The sequence below is a fragment of the Nocardioides insulae DSM 17944 genome (assembly GCF_000422825.1).
GTDB classification, from domain to species: domain Bacteria; phylum Actinomycetota; class Actinomycetes; order Propionibacteriales; family Nocardioidaceae; genus Nocardioides; species Nocardioides insulae.
Map to the genome: position 1 here is coordinate 298,430 of NZ_AUGU01000013.1, position 17,640 is coordinate 316,069.

Consider the following 17,640-nt stretch of genomic DNA (forward strand, 5'->3'; position numbering starts at 1 on the left):
GAGCTGCAGCGCGACCGCGCGATCAGCCGTGCTGGGCGACCCACGAGGCGTGCAGCCGGGCATAGACCGAGTCGGACTGGGCGACCAGGCTGGTGTGCGGGCCGCGCTGCACCAGCCGGCCGGCGTCGATGACCAGCACCTCGTCGGCCCGTTCCGCGGTGGTGAGTCGGTGCGCGATGGTGACCGAGGTACGGCCCGACATGAGCCGGTCCAGGGCACTGTTGATCCGCATCTCCAGAGCGGGATCGACCGCGCTGGTGGCCTCGTCGAGAACAAGCAGGTCGGGGTCGGCGAGCTGGGCACGGATCAGCGCGACCAGCTGCCGCTCGCCCGCGCTGAGCGACTCCCCGCGCTGGCCCACCCGGGTGTCGACACCCGCCGGGAGCCCGGCCAGCCAATCGCCGAGGCCGAGTTCGGTGGCTGCGGCCACGATCTCCTCCGCGGAGGCATCGGGCCGTCCGTACCGGACGTTGGCCGCCAGGGTGTCGTCGAACAGGAAGCCCTCCTGCGGCACGAGCACCACCCGCGCGCGCAGGCTGGCGTTGCGCAGCCGGCGTACGTCGGTGTCGGCCAGCCGGACGGTGCCGTGGGTGACATCCATCAGTCGGGTGAGCAGCTTGGCGATGGTCGACTTGCCCGATCCGGTCTCGCCGACCACGGCGATCCGCTGACCGGCCGTGATGTCGAAACTCAGGTCGTGCAGGACGGGCTCCCCGCCGGGGTAGGCGAAGGTGACCTCATCGAAGGCCACCGGTATCGGCCCGTGCGGCAGGTCGATGCCCTCCGCCCCCGGGTCCGCCAGGTCGGCCGGGGTGTCGAGGATGCCGATCACCCTCCGCCAGCCGGCGACCGCGTTCTGGGCGTCGGTGAGGATCTGGGTACCGGTCTGCACGGGCCCGATGAACAGGGTGACCAGGAACGCGAAGGCGAGGATCTCCCCCGCCGTGATGTCCCCGGCCAGCCCGAGCCAGACCCCCACGATGATCACCCCGGCGTTGGCCAGGCCGCCGGAGACACCACCGAGGCTGAAGGAGAACGCGGTGAACCCCTGCGCCCTGGTCTGGGCCCGCTTGGTGGCCTCGACCGCGTCGTCGATCCGCTGCTGGGTGCGGGCCTCCACGGCGTAGGCCTTGACCACCGGGGCACCGACCACGGGTTCGGAGACGGCCGAGAGCATCACGCCGACCTGACGTCGTACGTGCGTGTAGGCGGCGGAGAGCTTGCGCTGGAAGTAGCGCAGGCTGATGAACAGGGGGGCGAAGCAGACCCACACCACCAGGGCGAGCTGCCAGCTGTAGATCACCATCACCACGGTCGCGATCAGGATCTGGCCCAGGCTCACCACGAAGAGCAGGCCACCGAACACGAGGAACTGGGTCACCTGATCCACGTCGCTGGTCACCCGGGAGACGAGGGCGCCGCGGCGCTCGGTGTTCTGGGTGAGCATCGGCAGGTCGTGCACGTGCCGGAACGCCTTGGTGCGCAGCGTCGCCAGGCCGGTCTCGGCGGCGGTGAACAGCCGTCGCGTCATCGCGTACGACGCCCAGCCGGTCAGTGCGATGGCGACGGCGGCCAGCGCACCGGTGCGCAGCACGAACCCCACGTCCGCTCCGCCCTCGGCCTGGAGCCCACGATCGAGGGTCTGCTGGACCGCGATCGGTACGACGACCTGGCCGACGCTCGCGATGACGGCCAGAGCGAGGGTGACCCAGATGCCGCGGACCAGCTCGGGCGAGTGCGTGATCCCGCGACGGATGGTCTCGATCGCCCCCAGTTCCTCACCGCTGTGCACGGTGCCGGTCGGCTCGAGGGTGGTCATGCGCTCACCCCCGAGTCGTGGTCGCGTTCGTAGGCATTGACCAGGGCGGCATAGGACGGGTCCCGGGTGAGCAGGTCGGCATGTGTGCCGCGGTCGGTGATCCGGCCGTGCTCGAGGTGCACCACTTCGTCAGCGAGCGCGATGGTGGCCTTGCGATAGGCGACCACCACCACGGTCGTGGCGGAGGCGCCGTCGCCGGCTGGCGCGGCGGATGCGGTGGCGGCGCGGAGTGCCGCCAGGATGCGCTGCTCGACCTCGGGGTCGACCGCCGAGGTGGCGTCGTCCAGGATCAGCACCCGGGGACGACGGACCAGTGCCCGGGCCAGCGAGATGCGTTGCCGCTGCCCGCCGGACAGGGAGGTCCCGCGCTCGCCCAACTGGCTGTCGAGGCCGTGCGGCAGGGCGGCGACGAACCCGTCTGCCTGGGCGATCCGCAACGCTTCCCACACCTCCTCGTCGGAGAAGTCGGCACCCAGGGTGATGTTGCCGCGCACGGTGTCGTCGAAGAGGAACGCGGACTGCGGGACCACCGACATGACGGTGGCGAGTTCACCGGGGGCGAGGTCGCGCAGGTCGATGCCGTCCAGGGTGACCCGGCCGTGGTCGGGGTCGATCAGGCGGGCCAGCAGCATGGTGAGGGTGCTCTTGCCGGAAGCGGTCGCGCCGACCACGGCCACGGTCCGGCCGGAGTCGACGGCGAGGTCCAGGTCGTCCAGCAGTGCCGGCCCGCCGGCATGGGCATAGCTCAATCCCTCCGTCTCGAGGCGGGCGCCGCCGGCACCGGACGGGGCGGGCACCTCGCCGTACGTCGTCTCGCTGGCGGCGTCGAGCACGGAGCGCACCCGCCGGTAGCCGACGACGCTGCGGGGCAGCTCGCCGAGCAGCCAGCCGAAGGAGCGGATCGGGAAGGACACCACGGTCAGCAGATAGCTGACCTGCACCACCGCCCCGGCCTCGGTGTCGCCGGCGAGCACCCGGGCGACGCCCACGGCGAGCACCACCAGCACCGCCAGCTGAGGCAGCGCGGCCAGGGTGGGGTCGAAGGCCGCCCGGATCGCACCCGCCTTGATGTTGACGTCGCGCAGCGCGGTCGCCTTGGCGTCGAAGCGCAGGGTCTCCTCGTCCTCCCGCCCGAGCGTCTTGACCACCATCGCCCCGTCGAAGGACTCGTGGGCGACCTCGCTGAGCTCCGCGCGGTACTGCTGGGCGCGGGTCATCAGCGGCGAGGTGAAGCGCTGGTAGGCCAGGTTGACCGCGATCACCAGCGGGAAGACCAGCAGGCCGACCATGGCCAGCACCAGGTCGGCGGCAAGCATCTGGGCGACCGCGATGATCATCATCGCGAGGGTCCCGATCGCCATCGGCAGCGGCGCGATCGGCGCCCACGCCGCCTCGACGTCGGAGTTGGCGTTGGAGAGCAGTTGGCCGGTGGGGTGCTGGTGGTGCCAGGCCAGCGGGAGTTCGAGGTAGCGACGGGTGACCGACCGGCGATAGTGCGCCTGCATGCGGTACTGCATCACCCCAGCGCCGAGCCGCCGGGCGATGACCCCCACGGCACGCAGGATCGCCAAACCCAGGAAGAGACCCAGCACCGCCCAGAGCCAACCGGACCCGATCTCGCCGTCGCGGAAGGCCGGCAGGATGACATGGTCGGTTGCCCAGCCCAGCACCCAGGCGTCCGCCACGGTCAGCGCGCCGAACAGCGCACTGCCCAGGGTGGAGAGGGTGAATACGAACGGCTCCCGCTTGATCGCCACCCACAAGACCTTGAATCCGTCCAGGGTGGTGGCACGTCTCACCCCGTCGCTCACCCGACACACCCTAAACGGGGGTGCTTCACCCCGCTCGGCGCGGGGATGGCGGCCGGCGGCCGAGGACGTCGGCGTTCTCGTCCTGGCGACGCGACGCGAACTCGTCGTGCTGGGCGGCGAGGCCGCCCGGTTCGGCGAATAACTGCGTACCGTGGTCGGCAAGGCGCTCGGCGAGAGGTCGGTCTCCTCCCCTGCTTGCCGCCCTCGGTCTCGGCAACCGGGTGCGGGTCGTCCCGGCGGGGTCCCGGTGGCGGCCCTCGGGGCGGCGCTGTTGCCCGAAGGAGCACGCTCGGAAGGAAGTCAGCCTGAGGTGAGCTCATGAGCGACTCCCCCACACTCCACGTGCGCGGCGGCCGAGACGTCCACGACCGCCCGCTCTCCCTGCTCCTCGAGAACGGCGTGATCGCACGCCTGGATCGGGACGCGGCGGCCGCGCCGCCCGACACGCCGCTCCTGGACGCCACCGGCCTGCTGGTCCTGCCCGGACTGCTCGACCTGCAGGTCAACGGCGCCGGCGGCGTCGACGTGACCGACTCCCCCGAACGGCTCTGGGCTGTGGGCGCCATGCTGCCGGCGTACGGCGTCACCGCGTGGGTGCCGACCGTGATCACCTCGGCCCCCGAGGCCCGGACCACCGCACTGCGGACGCTGGCCTCAGGGCCCCCGCCCGGCTGGCGGGGCGCCGTACCCCTCGGCCTGCACTTCGAAGGCCCTTTCCTGGCGCCCGCTCGACGCGGTGCACACCCGGAGCGGTGGCTGCGTTCCCCCGACCCCGGGGAGACCTCCGGGTGGAGCCGTGCGGCCGGCGTCCTGATGGCGACGATCGCTCCCGAACTGCCCGGCGCGCTGTCCCTCATCGAGGAACTCTCCGCGCGCGGGGTCGTGGTGAGCGTGGGCCATACCACCGCCACCGTCGACCAGGCCCGGGCCGCCGTCGGGGCGGGCGCCCGGCTGGTCACCCACCTCGGCAACGCGATGCCCCCGCTACTCGCCCGAGACCCCGGTCCGGTCGGGCTGGTGCTGGCCGAGGACACCCTGGTGGCCGGGGTGATCGCCGACGGCCATCATCTGGCTCCCGAGTTCCTGACCACGGTGTGGCGCGCGCTGGGACCCCGGCGGGTCCTGGCGGTCACCGACACCACCGCGGCACTGGGGGTGCCGGACGGGCCGAGCAGGCTCGGCGGCCAGGATGTCGTCGTCCGCGACGGCACGGTCCGACTCCTCGATGGCACCCTCGCCGGTTCGGCCGCGAGCCTGCCGCACTGCCTCCGCGTGCTGCGAGACGTCACCGGGGCCTCGCTGCCGGACGTCGTCGCCACCGCGACCTCCACTCCGTCGGAGCTCCTCGGCGACCCGGCGCGTGGCCGGCTCCGGCCGGGTGCGCGCGCCGACGTCCTGCTCGTCGATCCGGATCTCGGGGTACGTGCCACGCTGGTCGGAGGACACGTCGTCCACCGAGACCCGAGGCCGCACTGATGGAGATCGTCCCGCTGACCGACGCCGCCCAGGTCGGCCGGATCGGTGCCGACACCGTCGAAGCCCTGGTGGCCAGCGATCCCGCCGCCGTCCTCGGCCTCGCCACCGGATCCAGCCCGCTCCCGCTCTATCGCGAACTGATCCGACGGCACCGGGACGGCACCGGTCCGTCGTACGCCCGGGTGCGCACCTTCAACCTGGACGAATACGTCGGCCTCCCCCCTGACCACCCGCAGAGCTACCTGGCCACCATCCGTCGCGAACTGACCGACCCGATCGGTCTCCCGCGCGCCCAGGTACATGGGCCGGACGTGACCCCGGAGGGCCTGCCCGAGGCCGGGGAACGCTACGAGCGGGCGATCGCCTCCGCTGGCGGGATCGACCTCCAGATCCTCGGCATCGGCGGCGACGGACACCTCGCCTTCAACGAGCCCGGCTCCTCCCTCGCCTCCCTCACCCGGATCACGACCCTGACCCAGCGCACGCGCTCGGACAACGCCCGGTTCTTCGACTCGCCCGACGACGTCCCCCGGCACGTCCTGACCCAAGGACTCGGCACCATCCGCCGGGCCGCTCACCTGCTGCTCGTGGCCACCGGCCGGGACAAGGCGGTCGCGGTCGCCGCAGCGTTGGAGGGGCCGGTCTCGGCCTCCTGCCCCGCCTCCGTCGTGCAGTTGCACCGGCATGTGACCGTGCTGCTCGACGAGGCAGCCGCCGCGCAGCTGGGCCGGCTCGACTACTACCGGGAGGTGTACGCCGCCAAGCCGGACTGGCGGGGACACTGAGCCACCGCCTCCATCGCCCCTCTCCTACAGTGGCGCCATGACGACTCTCGCCCGCCGGGAACGCGCGGCCCTGTGCGACCTCGCCCTCGTCCTCGGTCCCGACGTCCCGACCCTCTGCGACGGCTGGACCGCCCGGGACCTGGTGCGCCACCTCGTCGTGCGCGAGCGCCCGTGGCTGCACCTGCACACCGAGGGCGTGCCCGGTTCCTACGACGAACTGGTCGCCATGGCCCGCACCGCGCCGCATGTGCTCGGCCTGGTCTCCGCGCTCGATCGCACCATGAACACGGTCGAGTTCTTCGTCCACCACGAGGACCTACGGCGGGCTCAGCCCGACTGGGAACCCCGCGCGCTGCTCCCCGAGGACGAGGTCGAGCTGTGGAAGAGCCTGGGCACCCTCGGCCGGGTGCTGGCCCTCAAGGCGAAGGGCCCCCTGGTCGTCCGCGCCGGCTCCCACGTCCTCACCCTGCGGCGCGGAGAGGACCCGGTCACCATCACCGGACCGGTCGGCGAACTCGTCCTCTTCCTGTTCGGGCGCACCGCGATCGGCGAGGTCTCCTTCGACGGTCCTCCCGACGCCGTCGCCCGCCTCCAGCGGGTCTCGTTCGGGTTCTGAGGGCCGTGCTGAGGTCCGTTCTGAGGTCCGGGCGCTCGGGATAGGGTCGCCCCCGTGGCGATCATCTACCCCGCGACCATCTCCCCCACCAAGGCCGAACTCCTCGATCAGTGGGTGCCCACCCAGTCGTGGTGGCCCGGTGACGACGACGTCCAGGAGATCGCCAGCTACCGCTTCGACGATCCCGACGGCCAGGTCGGCATCGAGACCTTCCTCCTCCGAGCCGGCGACGAATCCGTCGTACAGGTCCCGATGACCTACCGGGGCACGCCGGCTCCGGACCCCTCCGCGGCGCTGATCTGCACGATGGAGCACTCGGTGCTCGGCACCCGATGGATCTACGACGCGCCCACCGACCCCACCTACCTCGAGGTCGTCCGCCAGGTGATCCTCGAGGGTGGGCGGGAGGTCGCCCTGGAGATCCATCACCCCGACGGCTCGGTGACCACCCGACCCACCACCTGCACTGTCACCGGCCGGCCCGGCACCGCATCCGACACCCCGGTCGACCCCGTCCTGGCGCTCGAACGCCGCCCCTCCGCCGGCGCGATCCCCACCGGGCCCGTCCTCGTCGGCACCTGGGAGGGCCAGACCGAGCCCGTCGTACTCGCCCGGCTGATCTGACCTCTCGCCCCGGTCCAGTCGGTTCAGCCCCTGTCCACAGCAGGCGGATGGGCGGTTTCTGTCACGCCGGTTTGCGCTTAGGGTTCCGGGCACGGCACCGGATGAGTGGTGCCGATCTCGGAAAGGAACCCACCATGAGGCGCCCCCACGCCCCCTTGGCCGCGCTCGCCACTGCTGCTCTTCTCCTCGGCACCACCGCCTGCCAGGACGACACCCCTACGGCCTCCCCCTCCCCCGCGCCGAGCACCTCCACGGCCACCACCCCCTCGCCCACCACGCCCCAGCCCCCCGTCATGCCCGACGCCGCCAGGCAGCACACCAAAGCCGGCGCGATCGCCTTCGCGAAGCACTTCTTTGCGACATCGGACTACGCCCAATCGCACCTAGACCCGAATTCGGTGAGCGCGCTGTCTTCGCCCACGTGCGCGGGTTGCAATGGCGGGATCGAATCAATAAGACGAGTCAAGCGCGCGAATGGTTCGTACTCAGGCGGAGAAACCCGGCCAACAAATTTCAAGGTCGAGGGATCAAAGGCTGGAAATCTTGTGACCTACGAAGTCACCGCCGACCTATATAACACGAAGCAGGAAATTTCCTATCCAGGAAAGCGAAAGAGAGAAGTCTATCCTCCTGGCACCATCACGATCCGCCTGACGCTCATTCCTCATCGCTCCGACTGGCAAGTTGCCATCTTGGAGGAGGCGTGAAGTCGACGCTCACCGGCGCAGCCCTAGTAATCCTTCTTGTTGCTGGATTTGTCGTTGACAGGGCCCAAGCAGATCCCACCGCTGGCGGTTCGGGCAATTCATTCTTCGCCGACGGCCTCGAGGCCGATCATGAATCGTCCGACGCCTCTCCGCAGCCAACCAGTTCTGCAGGCAGCAACGAGCTTCCTGCGGGATCCTGGCAGCATTCGACACACTGCACACTAGGGGGCGCGCAAACGTGTGCCGATGGCACACATATTCTCTGCGATGATGGCGAGACCGTGCGCGAGAGCACCTGGTACGAAACAACTTCGGGCGAGATTCTCTTCTTGAACGACAATTGCCAAGACGATGCAGGCGCCGGACCGCCGCGGCCGCAACTGACCCTGGCTGACATCCAGCGCGCCTTCAGACGCCTTCCGATGCCAGCAGCGCCTCTGCAGATCCAGCCCCCGGACCATCGGACGCTGGTGAACTTCGAGACCAACTTCTACACCCAGGCCGAGCCCTTCACCCGAACGGTCACCCTGCTCGGCCGCAAGGTCGACTTCGATATCGAAGCGAGCGGGTTCACCTGGAACTTCGGCGACGGGCAGAGCCGCACGACCGACCATCCCGGCGCGGCGTACCCGGACCTGCTCATCACCCACCGCTACCTCGACCGCGGCACGGTCTCGGTCAACCTCACGACGACCTACACCGCCGACTACCGCGTCGACGGCGGCGCCTGGCAGGTCGTGCCCGGCCAAGCGACCGTCCCCGGCACCGCCGTGTCCCTGCAGGTTCTGGGGGCCCGGGCGGTCCTCACCGCACCTCAGACCACTCAGCGCACCGGGTGACCCGCTGAGCGCAGAGCGCCCTTGACCTCCGCAACGCGCACCTTCCCGAAGTGGAAGATGGTGGCGGCGAGTACCGCGTCCGCGCCGGCCTCGACGGCAGGCGGGAAGTGCTCGGCAGCCCCCGCCCCACCCGACGCGATCACCGGGATCGAGACCTCGCGTCGTACGGCGCCCAGGAGTTCGAGATCGAAGCCGTCCTCGGTGCCGTCCGCGTCCATCGCATTGAGCAGGATCTCCCCTGCGCCCAGCTCAGCGGCCCGCGCAGCCCATCCGATCGCGTCGAGGCCTGCCGACTGTCGGCCGCCGTGGGTGGTCACCTCGAACCCCGAATCTGTGCCGGCCGCCCGGCGGGCGTCGACGGAGAGCACGAGCACCTGGTTGCCGAACCGATCGGCGACCTCGCTGATCAGTTCCGGACGGCGGATGGCCGCGGTGTTGATCGCCACCTTGTCGGCGCCGGCACGCAAGAGCCGATCGACATCCTCGACCGAGGAGACACCGCCACCGACGGTGAGCGGGATGAAGACCTGCTCGGCGGTACGCGAGACGATCTCCATCGTGGTGGCCCGTCCCTCGTGCGAGGCGGAGATGTCGAGGAAGGTGAGCTCGTCGGCCCCCTCCGCGTCGTAGGTGCGGGCGAGCTCGACCGGGTCCCCGGCGTCGCGCAACTGCTTGAAGTTGATGCCCTTGACCACCCGGCCGGCGTCGACGTCCAGGCACGGGATCACGCGGACCGAGAGGCTCATCGGCGCGCGCCCCGGGTCAGTGCGAGGGCGTCCTCCAGGGTGAACTGACCGGTGTAGAGCGCGGTGCCCGCGATCGCCCCCTCGACCCCGTCACCGACGAGCCCTGCCAACGCCTCGATGTCGGCGAGCGTGGTAACCCCGCCGGAGGCGACCACCGGCCGGTCGGTGCGGGAGCAGACGTCGCGGAGCAGATCGAGGTTGGGTCCCTGGAGCATGCCGTCCTTGTTCACGTCCGTGACGACGTACCGGGCGCAGCCCTCGGCGTCGAGTCGGGTCAGCGTCTCGTAGAGGTCGCCGCCGTCACGGGTCCAGCCCCGCGCGGCGAGCACGGTGCCGCGGACGTCGAGGCCGATCGCGATCCGGTCGCCGTAGGTCGCGATCGCCTTGGCGCACCACTCCGGCTGCTCCAGCGCAGCGGTGCCGATGTTGACCCGGCGACACCCGGTGGCCATCGCCGCGGCCAGCGACTCGTCGTCCCGGATGCCTCCGCTCATCTCGACCTTGATGTCCAGGCGGCCCACGATCTCGGCCTGGAGGTCACGGTTGTGTCCGTGGCCGAACGCCGCGTCGAGGTCGACCAGGTGGACCCACTCCGCGCCGGCCTCCTGCCAGCGCAGGGCCGCCTCGACCGGGTCACCGAACCGCTTCTCGGATCCGTCGACCCCCTGCACCAGTTGGACGGCCTGGCCGCCCTTGACGTCGACGGCGGGCAGCAGTTCGAGGTAGTCGCTCATGATTCTTCGATCCTAGGTAGAGGGAGGAGTACGACGGCGATCAGGCGGCGCGGAGAGATCCGACCCAGTTGCGCAGCAGGTGCGCACCCGCGTCACCGGACTTCTCCGGGTGGAACTGGGTCGCCGTGAGCGGGCCGTTCTCGACGGCCGCGACGAATCGGTCGCCACCGTGCTCGGCCCAGGTGACCAGCGGCGCCTGGGTGCGGTCGTTGGTGCGCAGGGTCCAGTCACGCACGCCGTAGGAGTGCACGAAGTAGAACCGCTCGTCCGCGATGCCGGCGAACAGCTCGCTGCCCTCCGGCACGGAGAGGGTGTTCCAGCCCATGTGCGGCACGATCGGGGCCTGGAGCCGCTCGACCACGCCGGGCCACTCGCCGCACCCCTCGGTCTCGACGCCGTGCTCGATGCCCTGCTCGAAGAGGATCTGCATGCCCACGCAGATCCCGAGGACGGGCCGACCGCCGGAGAGCCGGCGGGCGATGATGCGCTCGCCGCGGATCGCTCGGAGCCCTCGCATGCAGGCCTCGAAGGCGCCCACTCCGGGCACCACCAGACCGTCCGCAGCCATCGCGGCGTCGAGGTCGCCGGTGAGCTCGACCTCTGCACCCGCCCGCTCGACCGCGCGCACCGCGGAGCGGAGGTTACCCGAGCCGTAGTCGAGGACGACGACGCTCGGAGCACCGGTCACAGGGCACCCTTGGTGGACGGGATCCCAGTCTCGCGGGGATCGAAGGCGACCGCGTCCCGGAAGGCACGGGCGAACGCCTTGAACTGGGTCTCGACGATGTGGTGCGGCTCGCGGCCCGCGAGCACCCGCACGTGCAGGGCGATGTGGGCGTGGAAGGCGACCGACTCGAAGACGTGCTGGGTCAGCGACCCGAGGTAGGGGACGCTGCCCTCGACACCGCCGCCGAGACGGACGTACTGCTGCCCTTCGGGCTCGCCACTGTGCACGCAGTAGGGCCGCCCGGACACGTCGACCACGGCCTGGGCGAGGCACTCGTCCAGCGGCACCGTCGCGTCGCCGAACCGCCGGATGCCGGCCTTGTCGCCCAGCGCCTCGCGGAGTGCCTGGCCCAACACGATGGCGGTGTCCTCGACGGTGTGGTGCGCGTCGATGTGGACATCGCCCTTGGCCTGCACCGTGAGGTCGACCAGCGAATGGCGCGCGAAGGAGATCAGCATGTGATCGAAGAAGCCCACGCCGGTGGAGACGTCGTGGCGGCCGCTGCCGTCCAGGTCGACCTCGACGACGACGCCGGACTCAGAGGTGGCGCGCTCGATGCGCGCCGTACGGGCGGTGCCCTGGGTCATGCCTTCTCCTGGTTCGCATTGACATCGGTGTCCAGCTGCGCGCGGTCAGCCTCGGCGGGGCGACGCCGCCCGGTGATGTTGTCCTTCGAGCGCACCGGCGAAGCGTCGCCGCGCTCGCGCAGATCGATCAGGGCGTCCTTGAAGGCGGTCGTCTCGGCGGGGGTGCCGACCGACACCCGGAGCCAGCCGTCCGGCCCGGTCTCGCGGATCAGGACGCCACGATCCAGCAGGCCCTGCCAGACCGCGTGGCGATCGACGAACCGGCCGAAGAGGATGAAGTTGGCGTCGCTGTCTGCCACCTCGAACCCCTGTACACGGAGCCAGTCGACCAGCCCGTCACGCTCGGCACGCAGCTCGTCGACCTTGCCGAGCAATTCGGGCGCGTGCCGCAGCGCGGCCAGCGCGGCCGCCTGGGTGAGCGCGGAAAGGTGGTACGGCAGGCGCACCACCCGGATCGCGTCGATCAGGCTCGGCTCCGCCGCCAGGTAGCCCAACCGCAGGCCGGCGCCGGCGAAGGCCTTCGACATGGTGCGGGAGACCACCAGGTTGCGGTGCTCGGACAGCAACTCGACCGCACTCGGCACGCCCTCGCGCCGGAACTCGCCGTAGGCCTCGTCGACGACCACCAGCCCACAGGGTTCGTAGCTGGCCGCCGCCGCGCAGAGAGCGGCGACCGCCTCGGGTGGCAGAGCCGTGCCGGTGGGGTTGTTGGGGCTGGGCAGCAGGATCACGCTCGGCTGCTCGCGCTTGACCAGCTCGTGCGCGGCGTCGAGGTCGAGGGAGAAGTCGCTCTCCCGGCGCCCCGCCACCCAGCGGGTCATCGTGTCGCGGGCGTATTCGGGGTACATCGAGTACGTCGGCGCGAAGCTCAGCGCCGTGCGCCCTGGCCCGCCGAAGGCCTGGAGGATCTGCAGCATCACCTCGTTGGATCCGTTGGCCGCCCAGACCATCTCCGGCGTGACCTGACCCGAGCCGGCGTCCCTGGAGAGGTACGCCGCCAGCGCGGTGCGCAGCTCCACGAACTCCCGGTCGGGGTAGCGGTTCAGCGTCGTCGCAGCCTCGGCGACGGCCGCGGCGATGTCGGCCACGCACGCGGGCGAGGGACCGTAGGGGTTCTCGTTGACGTTGAGCTTGACGGGCACATCGAGCTGCGGAGCGCCGTACGGCTCCAGCCCGGCCAGCTCCTCGCGCAGGGGCGGCCAGCTCACCGCTCGAACCTGACCGAGACTGCGGCGCCGTGCCCCGGCAGGTCCTCCGCCGCGGCCAGATTGACCACGTGGTCGGCGACGGCGGCGAGACCCTCGCGGGAGTAGTCGATGACGTGCACCGACTTGGTGAAGGCACGCACCGACAGACCCGAGGAGTGGCAGGCGCAGCCCGCGGTGGGGAGGACGTGGTTGGAGCCGGCGCAGTAGTCGCCCAATGACACCGGGGCGTAGGGGCCGATGAAGATCGCGCCCGCGTTGCGCACCCGACCGGCCACGGTCGCGGCCTCGGCGGTGTGGATCTCCAGGTGCTCGGCCGCGTAGGCGTTGACCACATCCAGGCCCTGGTCGAGGTCGTCGACCAGCACGATCCCGGACTGGGGACCGGAGAGTGCGGTACGGATCCGCTCCACGTGCTTGGTGGCCGACACCTGCTTGTCCAGCTCGGCCTCCACCTCGCCGGCGAGGTGCTCGCTCGGCGTGACCAGCACGGAGGCTGCCAGCGGGTCGTGCTCGGCCTGGCTGATCAGATCGGCAGCGACATAGGCAGCGTCCGCGGTGTCGTCGGCCAGGACGGCGATCTCGGTCGGACCGGCCTCGGAGTCGATGCCGACCTGCCCCTTGAGCAGACGCTTGGCGGTGACCACGAAGATGTTGCCGGGACCGGTGACCAGGTCGACCCGTGAACACGGCCCGGCGCCGTAGGCGAACATCGCGATCGCCTGCGCCCCGCCGACGGCGTAGACCTCCTCCACGCCGAGCAGGGCACAGGCAGCCAGCACGGTCGGGTGCGGCAGCCCCCCGAAGTCCTTCTGCGGCGGGGAGGCCAGCGCGATCGAGCCGACGCCGGCGACCTGGGCGGGCACGACGTTCATCAGCACGCTGGAGACCAGCGGTGCCAGGCCGCCCGGCACGTAGAGTCCCACCCGGCCGACCGGCACCTTGCGGTGGGTGACCCGGGCGCCGGGGCCGAATTCGGTCACCGCATCGGTCTCCATCTCGGCGGTGCAGGTCGCACGCAGCCGGGTGATCGACTCCTCCAGGCCGGCACGGACCGCGGGGGCGAGCCCGGTCAACGCGTCGGCGATGGCCTCGCCCGGCACCAGGATCTCGCTCTGCTCCACACCGTCGAACCTGGCGTTGAACTCGAGGATCGCCTCCACCCCGCGGTCTCTCACCGCCTCGGTGATCGGCGCGACCACATGGCTGGCCGCCTCGATGTCGAACTCGGCGCGCGGCACGGCCGCGCGATAGTCGACGGGCCCGGAGGGACCCCTGAGATCGATACGCCGGATCATGCCCCCGATTCTACGATCTGGTGGGCGCGAGCCACGATCCGCGGCGCAGCGTGGACGCTGCTCCCCGCCGCACGCCTCACCTCACCTCCCCGGTGTCGAGGACCTCGAAGCTCAGCCGCTCGTCGGCCCCACTCAGGTCGTCGAAGCGTGCCTGGAGCCAGCGGCCGTCGGAACACTCCAGGGAGTTCGGCAGCACCGCCGGGACTGGACGACGCACCGTGGTCACACCGCTCTCGGGGTGCCACGCGTCGATCCGGACCCCACGGCCGTCCTCCACCAGCCAGTAGAAGCCATCACCGCAGCCGACCAGCGTGTCGGTCACGGCCTCGCCGAGCTCGACCGGGATCCCACCGGCGAGGGCGTACGCGCGCGCGGTCGCCAGGTCCTCGCGTCGTGGATCCATCTCGTCCCAGGCGAAGCCGCCGTCGGAGAGCGCCAGGCTCCAGCCGAGGCAGTCGCGGTGCAGCGGCACCGCGGCGGCGCCGTCACCGTCCAGGCCTGCGATCCGCAACTGCTTGCAGCGCCGTCCGCTCGCCGGGTCCCTCAGGGTGCTGAAGCCGACGCGGTCTCGACCCGCGACCGCGTCGGCGATCACTCCTCCCTCAGGAGCGCAGCCCACCGGACGGTCGACCCGAGACTCCAGCTCCAGCACGCGCTGACACATCCCGATCGCAGAGGTGCCGGTGGTGTAGGTGACCCGCCCGTGGGCGACGTCCAGCTCCGGCTGGGTCGGCTGATGCTCCAGAGGCACGGTGGTGCCCTCGGCGAGGTCGTAGACCGTCAGCCGGACCAGCCGCGCTCGCTCGTCGAGATCCTCCACCACGGCGAACGCGCCGGTCAGCCACACGTCCTGGGTGAACCAGTCACCTCGGGCCGGACGGTGCTCGACGATGAGTCGATCCTCGGTATCGCGCACCCTGGTGACCTGCGTCGGCCCACCGGGCTCGTGCTCGTCCCACACCGCGACGTAGGACCCGGCGTACTCCCCCGAACGCTGCCCGGCCTCGCGCGGCCACGTCGCCACTATTCGCCAGCCGCTCGGATCATGGCCGCTCGGATCATGGCTGGACGTGGGTGCCGGATCGGACCCATCCTCACTCGGTGAGGGTGAAACGGATCCGGTGTCACCGGGCGAGGACGGGACGGGCCCGGCCTCACCGGGTGGGGACGGTCTCCCGTCAGGGGTGCAGGCGAGCAGGAGCAGGACGAGCGGCGCCACTGCTGCCGCTCGGCGCACGGCACTCACAGGCCGATGTTCTGGAAGGACGAGTTGGCCTTCGTCGCGGCGAGCATCGCGTAGGACGACACCGCCCTCGGCCCCCAGGTCTGACGGCCGACCGAACTCCAATCGGCTTCGTTGAACACCTCGAAGAACCGGATCATCCGGGTGCCGTCGGCCTTGCGGTAGTAGCCACGCCCGGGCTGGTAGTGACCGCTGTGATCGTGGTCGAGGTAGGGGAAGTAGCGCTTGAGCAGCTTGGGGTGCTCCACGATCGGCGCCGGATCCGCATCTCCGAGATGACGCTTGTGGACGCGGTAGAACTCGACCGGGCCCCACCCCGACACGGACTGGACGATGTACGGACCGGCCTTGCGGTCCCAGCCGGTCTTGGCGTTGATCGTTGCGACCATGGCGGTGATCGACGTGCCGCCGCTGCCGGCCCCCAGGTCCGCGGCCCAACTGGCCTGGCTCTCCCGGCCGTGGTCATCGGCCCAGTCGATGGACTGCATCGTCGCCGGGCCGCACCAGTACGAGCGCACTTGCCGCACCTGTCGCCGTGGCATGATCGCGTTCGCCTCCTTGATCCCGGCTGGAGTCGCAGTGCGCGCGAGCCGCACGGCCCGGGCCTTGGCCGCGCCTGCGAGGGCGCTGCTCAACTCGGCCTCCTCGGCCGCGATCCGATCAGCGTCGCTCATCGCGGTACGGCGCGCCAGCCAGGTGCCGAAGGAGAGCGCACCGCTGCCCTCCCGCTCCGCCCGGGTACGGGCCACCGTCCGGGAGAGGGCGTCGTGATCGGGTGGGCCGTCCCGGAACCCCTGCCCCAGACAATAGGTCTCCCCAGACACCTCGTAGCAGCGCACCAGGGCGCGCACCCGCGCCACCGGGGACATCCGGTCGAGTTCGGCGCTGGTGGGACTGCCTCCGCGGGCCCGGGCCAGCAGGGTCGCCGGCGCGGCTGCTGAGGCCTCGGTGACGGTCGGGGCGGGCAGGCCGCGTGCGGCGGCCGGAGGGGTGGGACAGATGAGCACTGCGAGTCCCAGGGCGAGGACGAAGAGCGCAGAGCGTGCCAGGAATTGCATGGAGAGGAGACCTTCCGAGACGAGGCGGACTAAGGACGCTCGGCCACGGAGTCCGGCGCCCACTTCGATGGTTCTCCTCGACCCCGCCCGCTGACGGGTTGTCCACAGACACATTCGGGCGAATCCAGAATCCTGATGCCACGATCCGGCTGCGCTCCTCGTCGACGGTGCCGCCCACTAGGTTGAGGGCATGCCGACGCTCCCGATGTTCCCGCTGAACTCGGTGGTCTTTCCTGGGCTCTCGGTGCCGCTGCACATCTTCGAGGACCGCTACCGCGCCCTGGTGCACCATCTGCTCCGGATCAAGGACCCCGCCGAGCGACTCTTCGCCACCGTCGCGATCCGGGAGGGCTATGAGGTCGGCGACCACGGGGCGCAGTCACTGTTCCGCGTAGGAGTCTCGGTCCAGGTGACTGACATCGAGGCGCATCCCGACGGCACCTTCGACATCGTCGGCATCGGGCGTGAGCGTCTCCGGCTGGAGGGGATCGACAGTTCCGGCCCGTTCCCCCAGGCCGGGGTCACGATGCTGCCCGAGCCGCAGGTCGCGGTGCCCCAGGAGACCCTCGACCGGGCTCGGGCCACCTTCACGGCGTACCGCGCCGCGCTGGTGGCCATCGACGGAGATCCCTATGACGGCACTCTCCCCCGCGACCCCGAATACCTCTCCTGGACCCTGTCGGCCGCAGCGCCGCTGCCGATGATGGAACGTCAGACCCTGCTCGAATCGCTCGACGCGGAGCGCCGCCTGGAGCAGGTCACGCTCCTGCTGCGCGACGAACTCCGCGCGATGAACGTGATCCCCTCGCTCCCCGCCAGTCAGGTCGCCCGGACCCGCTGGTCCCCCAACTGAGATCCTGCTGCGGTGAAGCGGACCAAGCGGGCCGGCGTGGGTGGTACGCCGGCCACCGTCGCCCTGGCAGCGGCAGGCATCGAGTTCGAGCTGCGGTCCTACCCGCACGACCCCCGCGCCCCCTCCTTCGGTCTCGAGGCCGCTGAGGCTCTCGGGGTTCCCCCGGATCGGGCGTTCAAGACCCTGATGGCCGACGCGGCCGGCCGGTTGGTCGTCGGGATCGTCCCGGTCGACCGACAACTCGACCTCAAGGCGCTGGCCCGCGCGGTCGGTGTCGCCCGGGCCACGATGGCCGAACTCGCCGCGGCCGAACGGGCCACCGGCTACGTGGCCGGCGGGATCTCCCCGATCGGGCAACGACGCACCCATCAAACCGTGCTGGACGAATCGGCCCTGGAGCACGAGCACATCCTCGTCTCCGGCGGACGGCGGGGGCTGGACCTGGAACTGGCACCCGCAGCGCTGATCGCGGCGACCGGAGCGACCACGGCTGCGATCAGCCGTGCGTGACC

General features: G+C 70.9%; 17 protein-coding genes and 1 pseudogene. 8 read left to right on the forward strand and 10 right to left on the reverse strand.

What is annotated here, in order from left to right; all coding sequences use genetic code 11:
* Positions 1-22: 22 nt before the first annotated feature.
* Positions 23-1,819: an ABC transporter ATP-binding protein gene (locus G515_RS0102045; protein WP_028658784.1), complete on the reverse strand. Its 1,797-nt coding sequence runs from the start codon at positions 1,817-1,819 to the stop codon at positions 23-25.
* Positions 1,816-3,630: an ABC transporter ATP-binding protein gene (locus G515_RS0102050; protein ID WP_028658785.1), complete on the reverse strand. Its 1,815-nt coding sequence runs from the start codon at positions 3,628-3,630 to the stop codon at positions 1,816-1,818. The genes G515_RS0102045 and G515_RS0102050 overlap by 4 nt, the downstream gene beginning before the upstream one ends.
* A gap of 318 nt (positions 3,631-3,948) precedes the next feature.
* Here G515_RS0102050 and nagA point away from each other — a divergent pair, with 318 nt between their 5' ends.
* From nagA to G515_RS23245, 6 genes are all read left to right on the forward strand, one after another.
* Positions 3,949-5,106 carry an N-acetylglucosamine-6-phosphate deacetylase gene (nagA, locus tag G515_RS0102055; protein ID WP_084652961.1) on the forward strand — a complete coding sequence of 386 codons (1,158 nt, stop codon included), beginning with the start codon at positions 3,949-3,951 and terminating at the stop codon, positions 5,104-5,106.
* On the forward strand, positions 5,106-5,891 hold the full coding sequence (locus G515_RS0102060) for a glucosamine-6-phosphate deaminase (protein WP_028658787.1): 786 nt from the start codon (positions 5,106-5,108) through the stop codon (positions 5,889-5,891). Before nagA ends, G515_RS0102060 begins: the two co-directional genes overlap by 1 nt.
* A 37-nt stretch (positions 5,892-5,928) precedes the next feature.
* Positions 5,929-6,507: a TIGR03085 family metal-binding protein gene (locus G515_RS0102065; protein ID WP_028658788.1), complete on the forward strand. Its 579-nt coding sequence runs from the start codon at positions 5,929-5,931 to the stop codon at positions 6,505-6,507.
* Positions 6,508-6,561: 54 nt separating this feature from the next.
* Positions 6,562-7,131: a CG0192-related protein gene (locus G515_RS0102070; RefSeq protein ID WP_028658789.1), complete on the forward strand. Its 570-nt coding sequence runs from the start codon at positions 6,562-6,564 to the stop codon at positions 7,129-7,131.
* Positions 7,132-7,265: 134 nt separating this feature from the next.
* Entirely contained in the window at positions 7,266-7,838 is a 573-nt protein-coding gene (locus tag G515_RS23240; protein ID WP_281168275.1) for a DUF6318 family protein, read from the forward strand.
* Entirely contained in the window at positions 7,835-8,677 is an 843-nt protein-coding gene (locus G515_RS23245) for a PKD domain-containing protein (RefSeq protein ID WP_157570965.1), read from the forward strand. The genes G515_RS23240 and G515_RS23245 overlap by 4 nt, the downstream gene beginning before the upstream one ends.
* Here the strand turns inward: G515_RS23245 and hisF are convergent.
* The 8 genes and pseudogenes from hisF to G515_RS19110 form a co-directional block, all read right to left on the reverse strand.
* On the reverse strand, positions 8,662-9,423 hold the full coding sequence (gene hisF, locus G515_RS0102080; RefSeq protein WP_028658790.1) for an imidazole glycerol phosphate synthase subunit HisF: 762 nt from the start codon (positions 9,421-9,423) through the stop codon (positions 8,662-8,664). The two genes, G515_RS23245 and hisF, sit on opposite strands and share 16 nt — an antisense overlap.
* Positions 9,420-10,157, reverse strand: a complete 738-nt coding sequence (gene priA / locus G515_RS0102085) for a bifunctional 1-(5-phosphoribosyl)-5-((5-phosphoribosylamino)methylideneamino)imidazole-4-carboxamide isomerase/phosphoribosylanthranilate isomerase PriA (protein ID WP_028658791.1) — start codon at positions 10,155-10,157, stop codon at positions 9,420-9,422. Before priA ends, hisF begins: the two co-directional genes overlap by 4 nt.
* A gap of 40 nt (positions 10,158-10,197) precedes the next feature.
* Positions 10,198-10,845 (reverse strand): imidazole glycerol phosphate synthase subunit HisH, encoded by a 648-nt coding sequence (hisH, locus tag G515_RS0102090; RefSeq protein ID WP_028658792.1) that lies wholly within the window; start codon positions 10,843-10,845, stop codon positions 10,198-10,200.
* A complete protein-coding gene (gene hisB / locus G515_RS0102095; RefSeq protein WP_028658793.1) occupies positions 10,842-11,471 on the reverse strand; it encodes an imidazoleglycerol-phosphate dehydratase HisB in 630 nt (209 codons plus the stop codon). Before hisB ends, hisH begins: the two co-directional genes overlap by 4 nt.
* 119 nt (positions 11,472-11,590) lie before the next feature.
* A pseudogene (locus G515_RS19105) lies at positions 11,591-12,679 on the reverse strand (histidinol-phosphate transaminase); the annotation flags it as partial.
* Positions 12,676-13,974 (reverse strand): histidinol dehydrogenase, encoded by a 1,299-nt coding sequence (gene hisD / locus G515_RS0102105; RefSeq protein WP_028658794.1) that lies wholly within the window; start codon positions 13,972-13,974, stop codon positions 12,676-12,678. The gene hisD and the pseudogene G515_RS19105, both read right to left, overlap by 4 nt.
* A gap of 76 nt (positions 13,975-14,050) precedes the next feature.
* Complete coding sequence (locus tag G515_RS0102110; RefSeq protein ID WP_028658795.1) at positions 14,051-14,998, reverse strand: hypothetical protein; 948 nt, start codon at positions 14,996-14,998, stop codon at positions 14,051-14,053.
* Between the two features lie 218 nt (positions 14,999-15,216).
* Positions 15,217-16,275: a hypothetical protein gene (locus tag G515_RS19110; protein WP_051217747.1), complete on the reverse strand. Its 1,059-nt coding sequence runs from the start codon at positions 16,273-16,275 to the stop codon at positions 15,217-15,219.
* Between the two features lie 190 nt (positions 16,276-16,465).
* Here G515_RS19110 and G515_RS0102120 point away from each other — a divergent pair, with 190 nt between their 5' ends.
* Both G515_RS0102120 and ybaK read left to right on the forward strand, forming a co-directional pair.
* Positions 16,466-17,128 (forward strand): LON peptidase substrate-binding domain-containing protein, encoded by a 663-nt coding sequence (locus tag G515_RS0102120; protein ID WP_028658796.1) that lies wholly within the window; start codon positions 16,466-16,468, stop codon positions 17,126-17,128.
* 12 nt (positions 17,129-17,140) lie between these two features.
* Complete coding sequence (gene ybaK, locus G515_RS0102125; protein WP_028658797.1) at positions 17,141-17,638, forward strand: Cys-tRNA(Pro) deacylase; 498 nt, start codon at positions 17,141-17,143, stop codon at positions 17,636-17,638.
* Positions 17,639-17,640 lie beyond the last annotated feature (2 nt).

Excerpts from the sequence above, each read along its gene's own strand:
- G515_RS23240 (WP_281168275.1), top strand. The coding sequence starts at position 7,266 with ATGAGGCGCCCCCACGCCCCCTTGGCCGCGCTCGCCACTGCTGCTCTT.
- hisF (WP_028658790.1), bottom strand. The coding sequence starts at position 9,423 with ATGAGCCTCTCGGTCCGCGTGATCCCGTGCCTGGACGTCGACGCCGGC.
- priA (WP_028658791.1), bottom strand. The coding sequence starts at position 10,157 with ATGAGCGACTACCTCGAACTGCTGCCCGCCGTCGACGTCAAGGGCGGC.
- hisB (WP_028658793.1), bottom strand. The coding sequence starts at position 11,471 with ATGACCCAGGGCACCGCCCGTACGGCGCGCATCGAGCGCGCCACCTCT.
- hisD (WP_028658794.1), bottom strand. The coding sequence starts at position 13,974 with ATGATCCGGCGTATCGATCTCAGGGGTCCCTCCGGGCCCGTCGACTAT.
- G515_RS0102045 (WP_028658784.1), bottom strand. The coding sequence starts at position 1,819 with ATGACCACCCTCGAGCCGACCGGCACCGTGCACAGCGGTGAGGAACTG.
- G515_RS0102060 (WP_028658787.1), top strand. The coding sequence starts at position 5,106 with ATGGAGATCGTCCCGCTGACCGACGCCGCCCAGGTCGGCCGGATCGGT.
- G515_RS0102120 (WP_028658796.1), top strand. The coding sequence starts at position 16,466 with ATGCCGACGCTCCCGATGTTCCCGCTGAACTCGGTGGTCTTTCCTGGG.
- G515_RS19110 (WP_051217747.1), bottom strand. The coding sequence starts at position 16,275 with ATGCAATTCCTGGCACGCTCTGCGCTCTTCGTCCTCGCCCTGGGACTC.
- nagA (WP_084652961.1), top strand. The coding sequence starts at position 3,949 with ATGAGCGACTCCCCCACACTCCACGTGCGCGGCGGCCGAGACGTCCAC.
- G515_RS0102065 (WP_028658788.1), top strand. The coding sequence starts at position 5,929 with ATGACGACTCTCGCCCGCCGGGAACGCGCGGCCCTGTGCGACCTCGCC.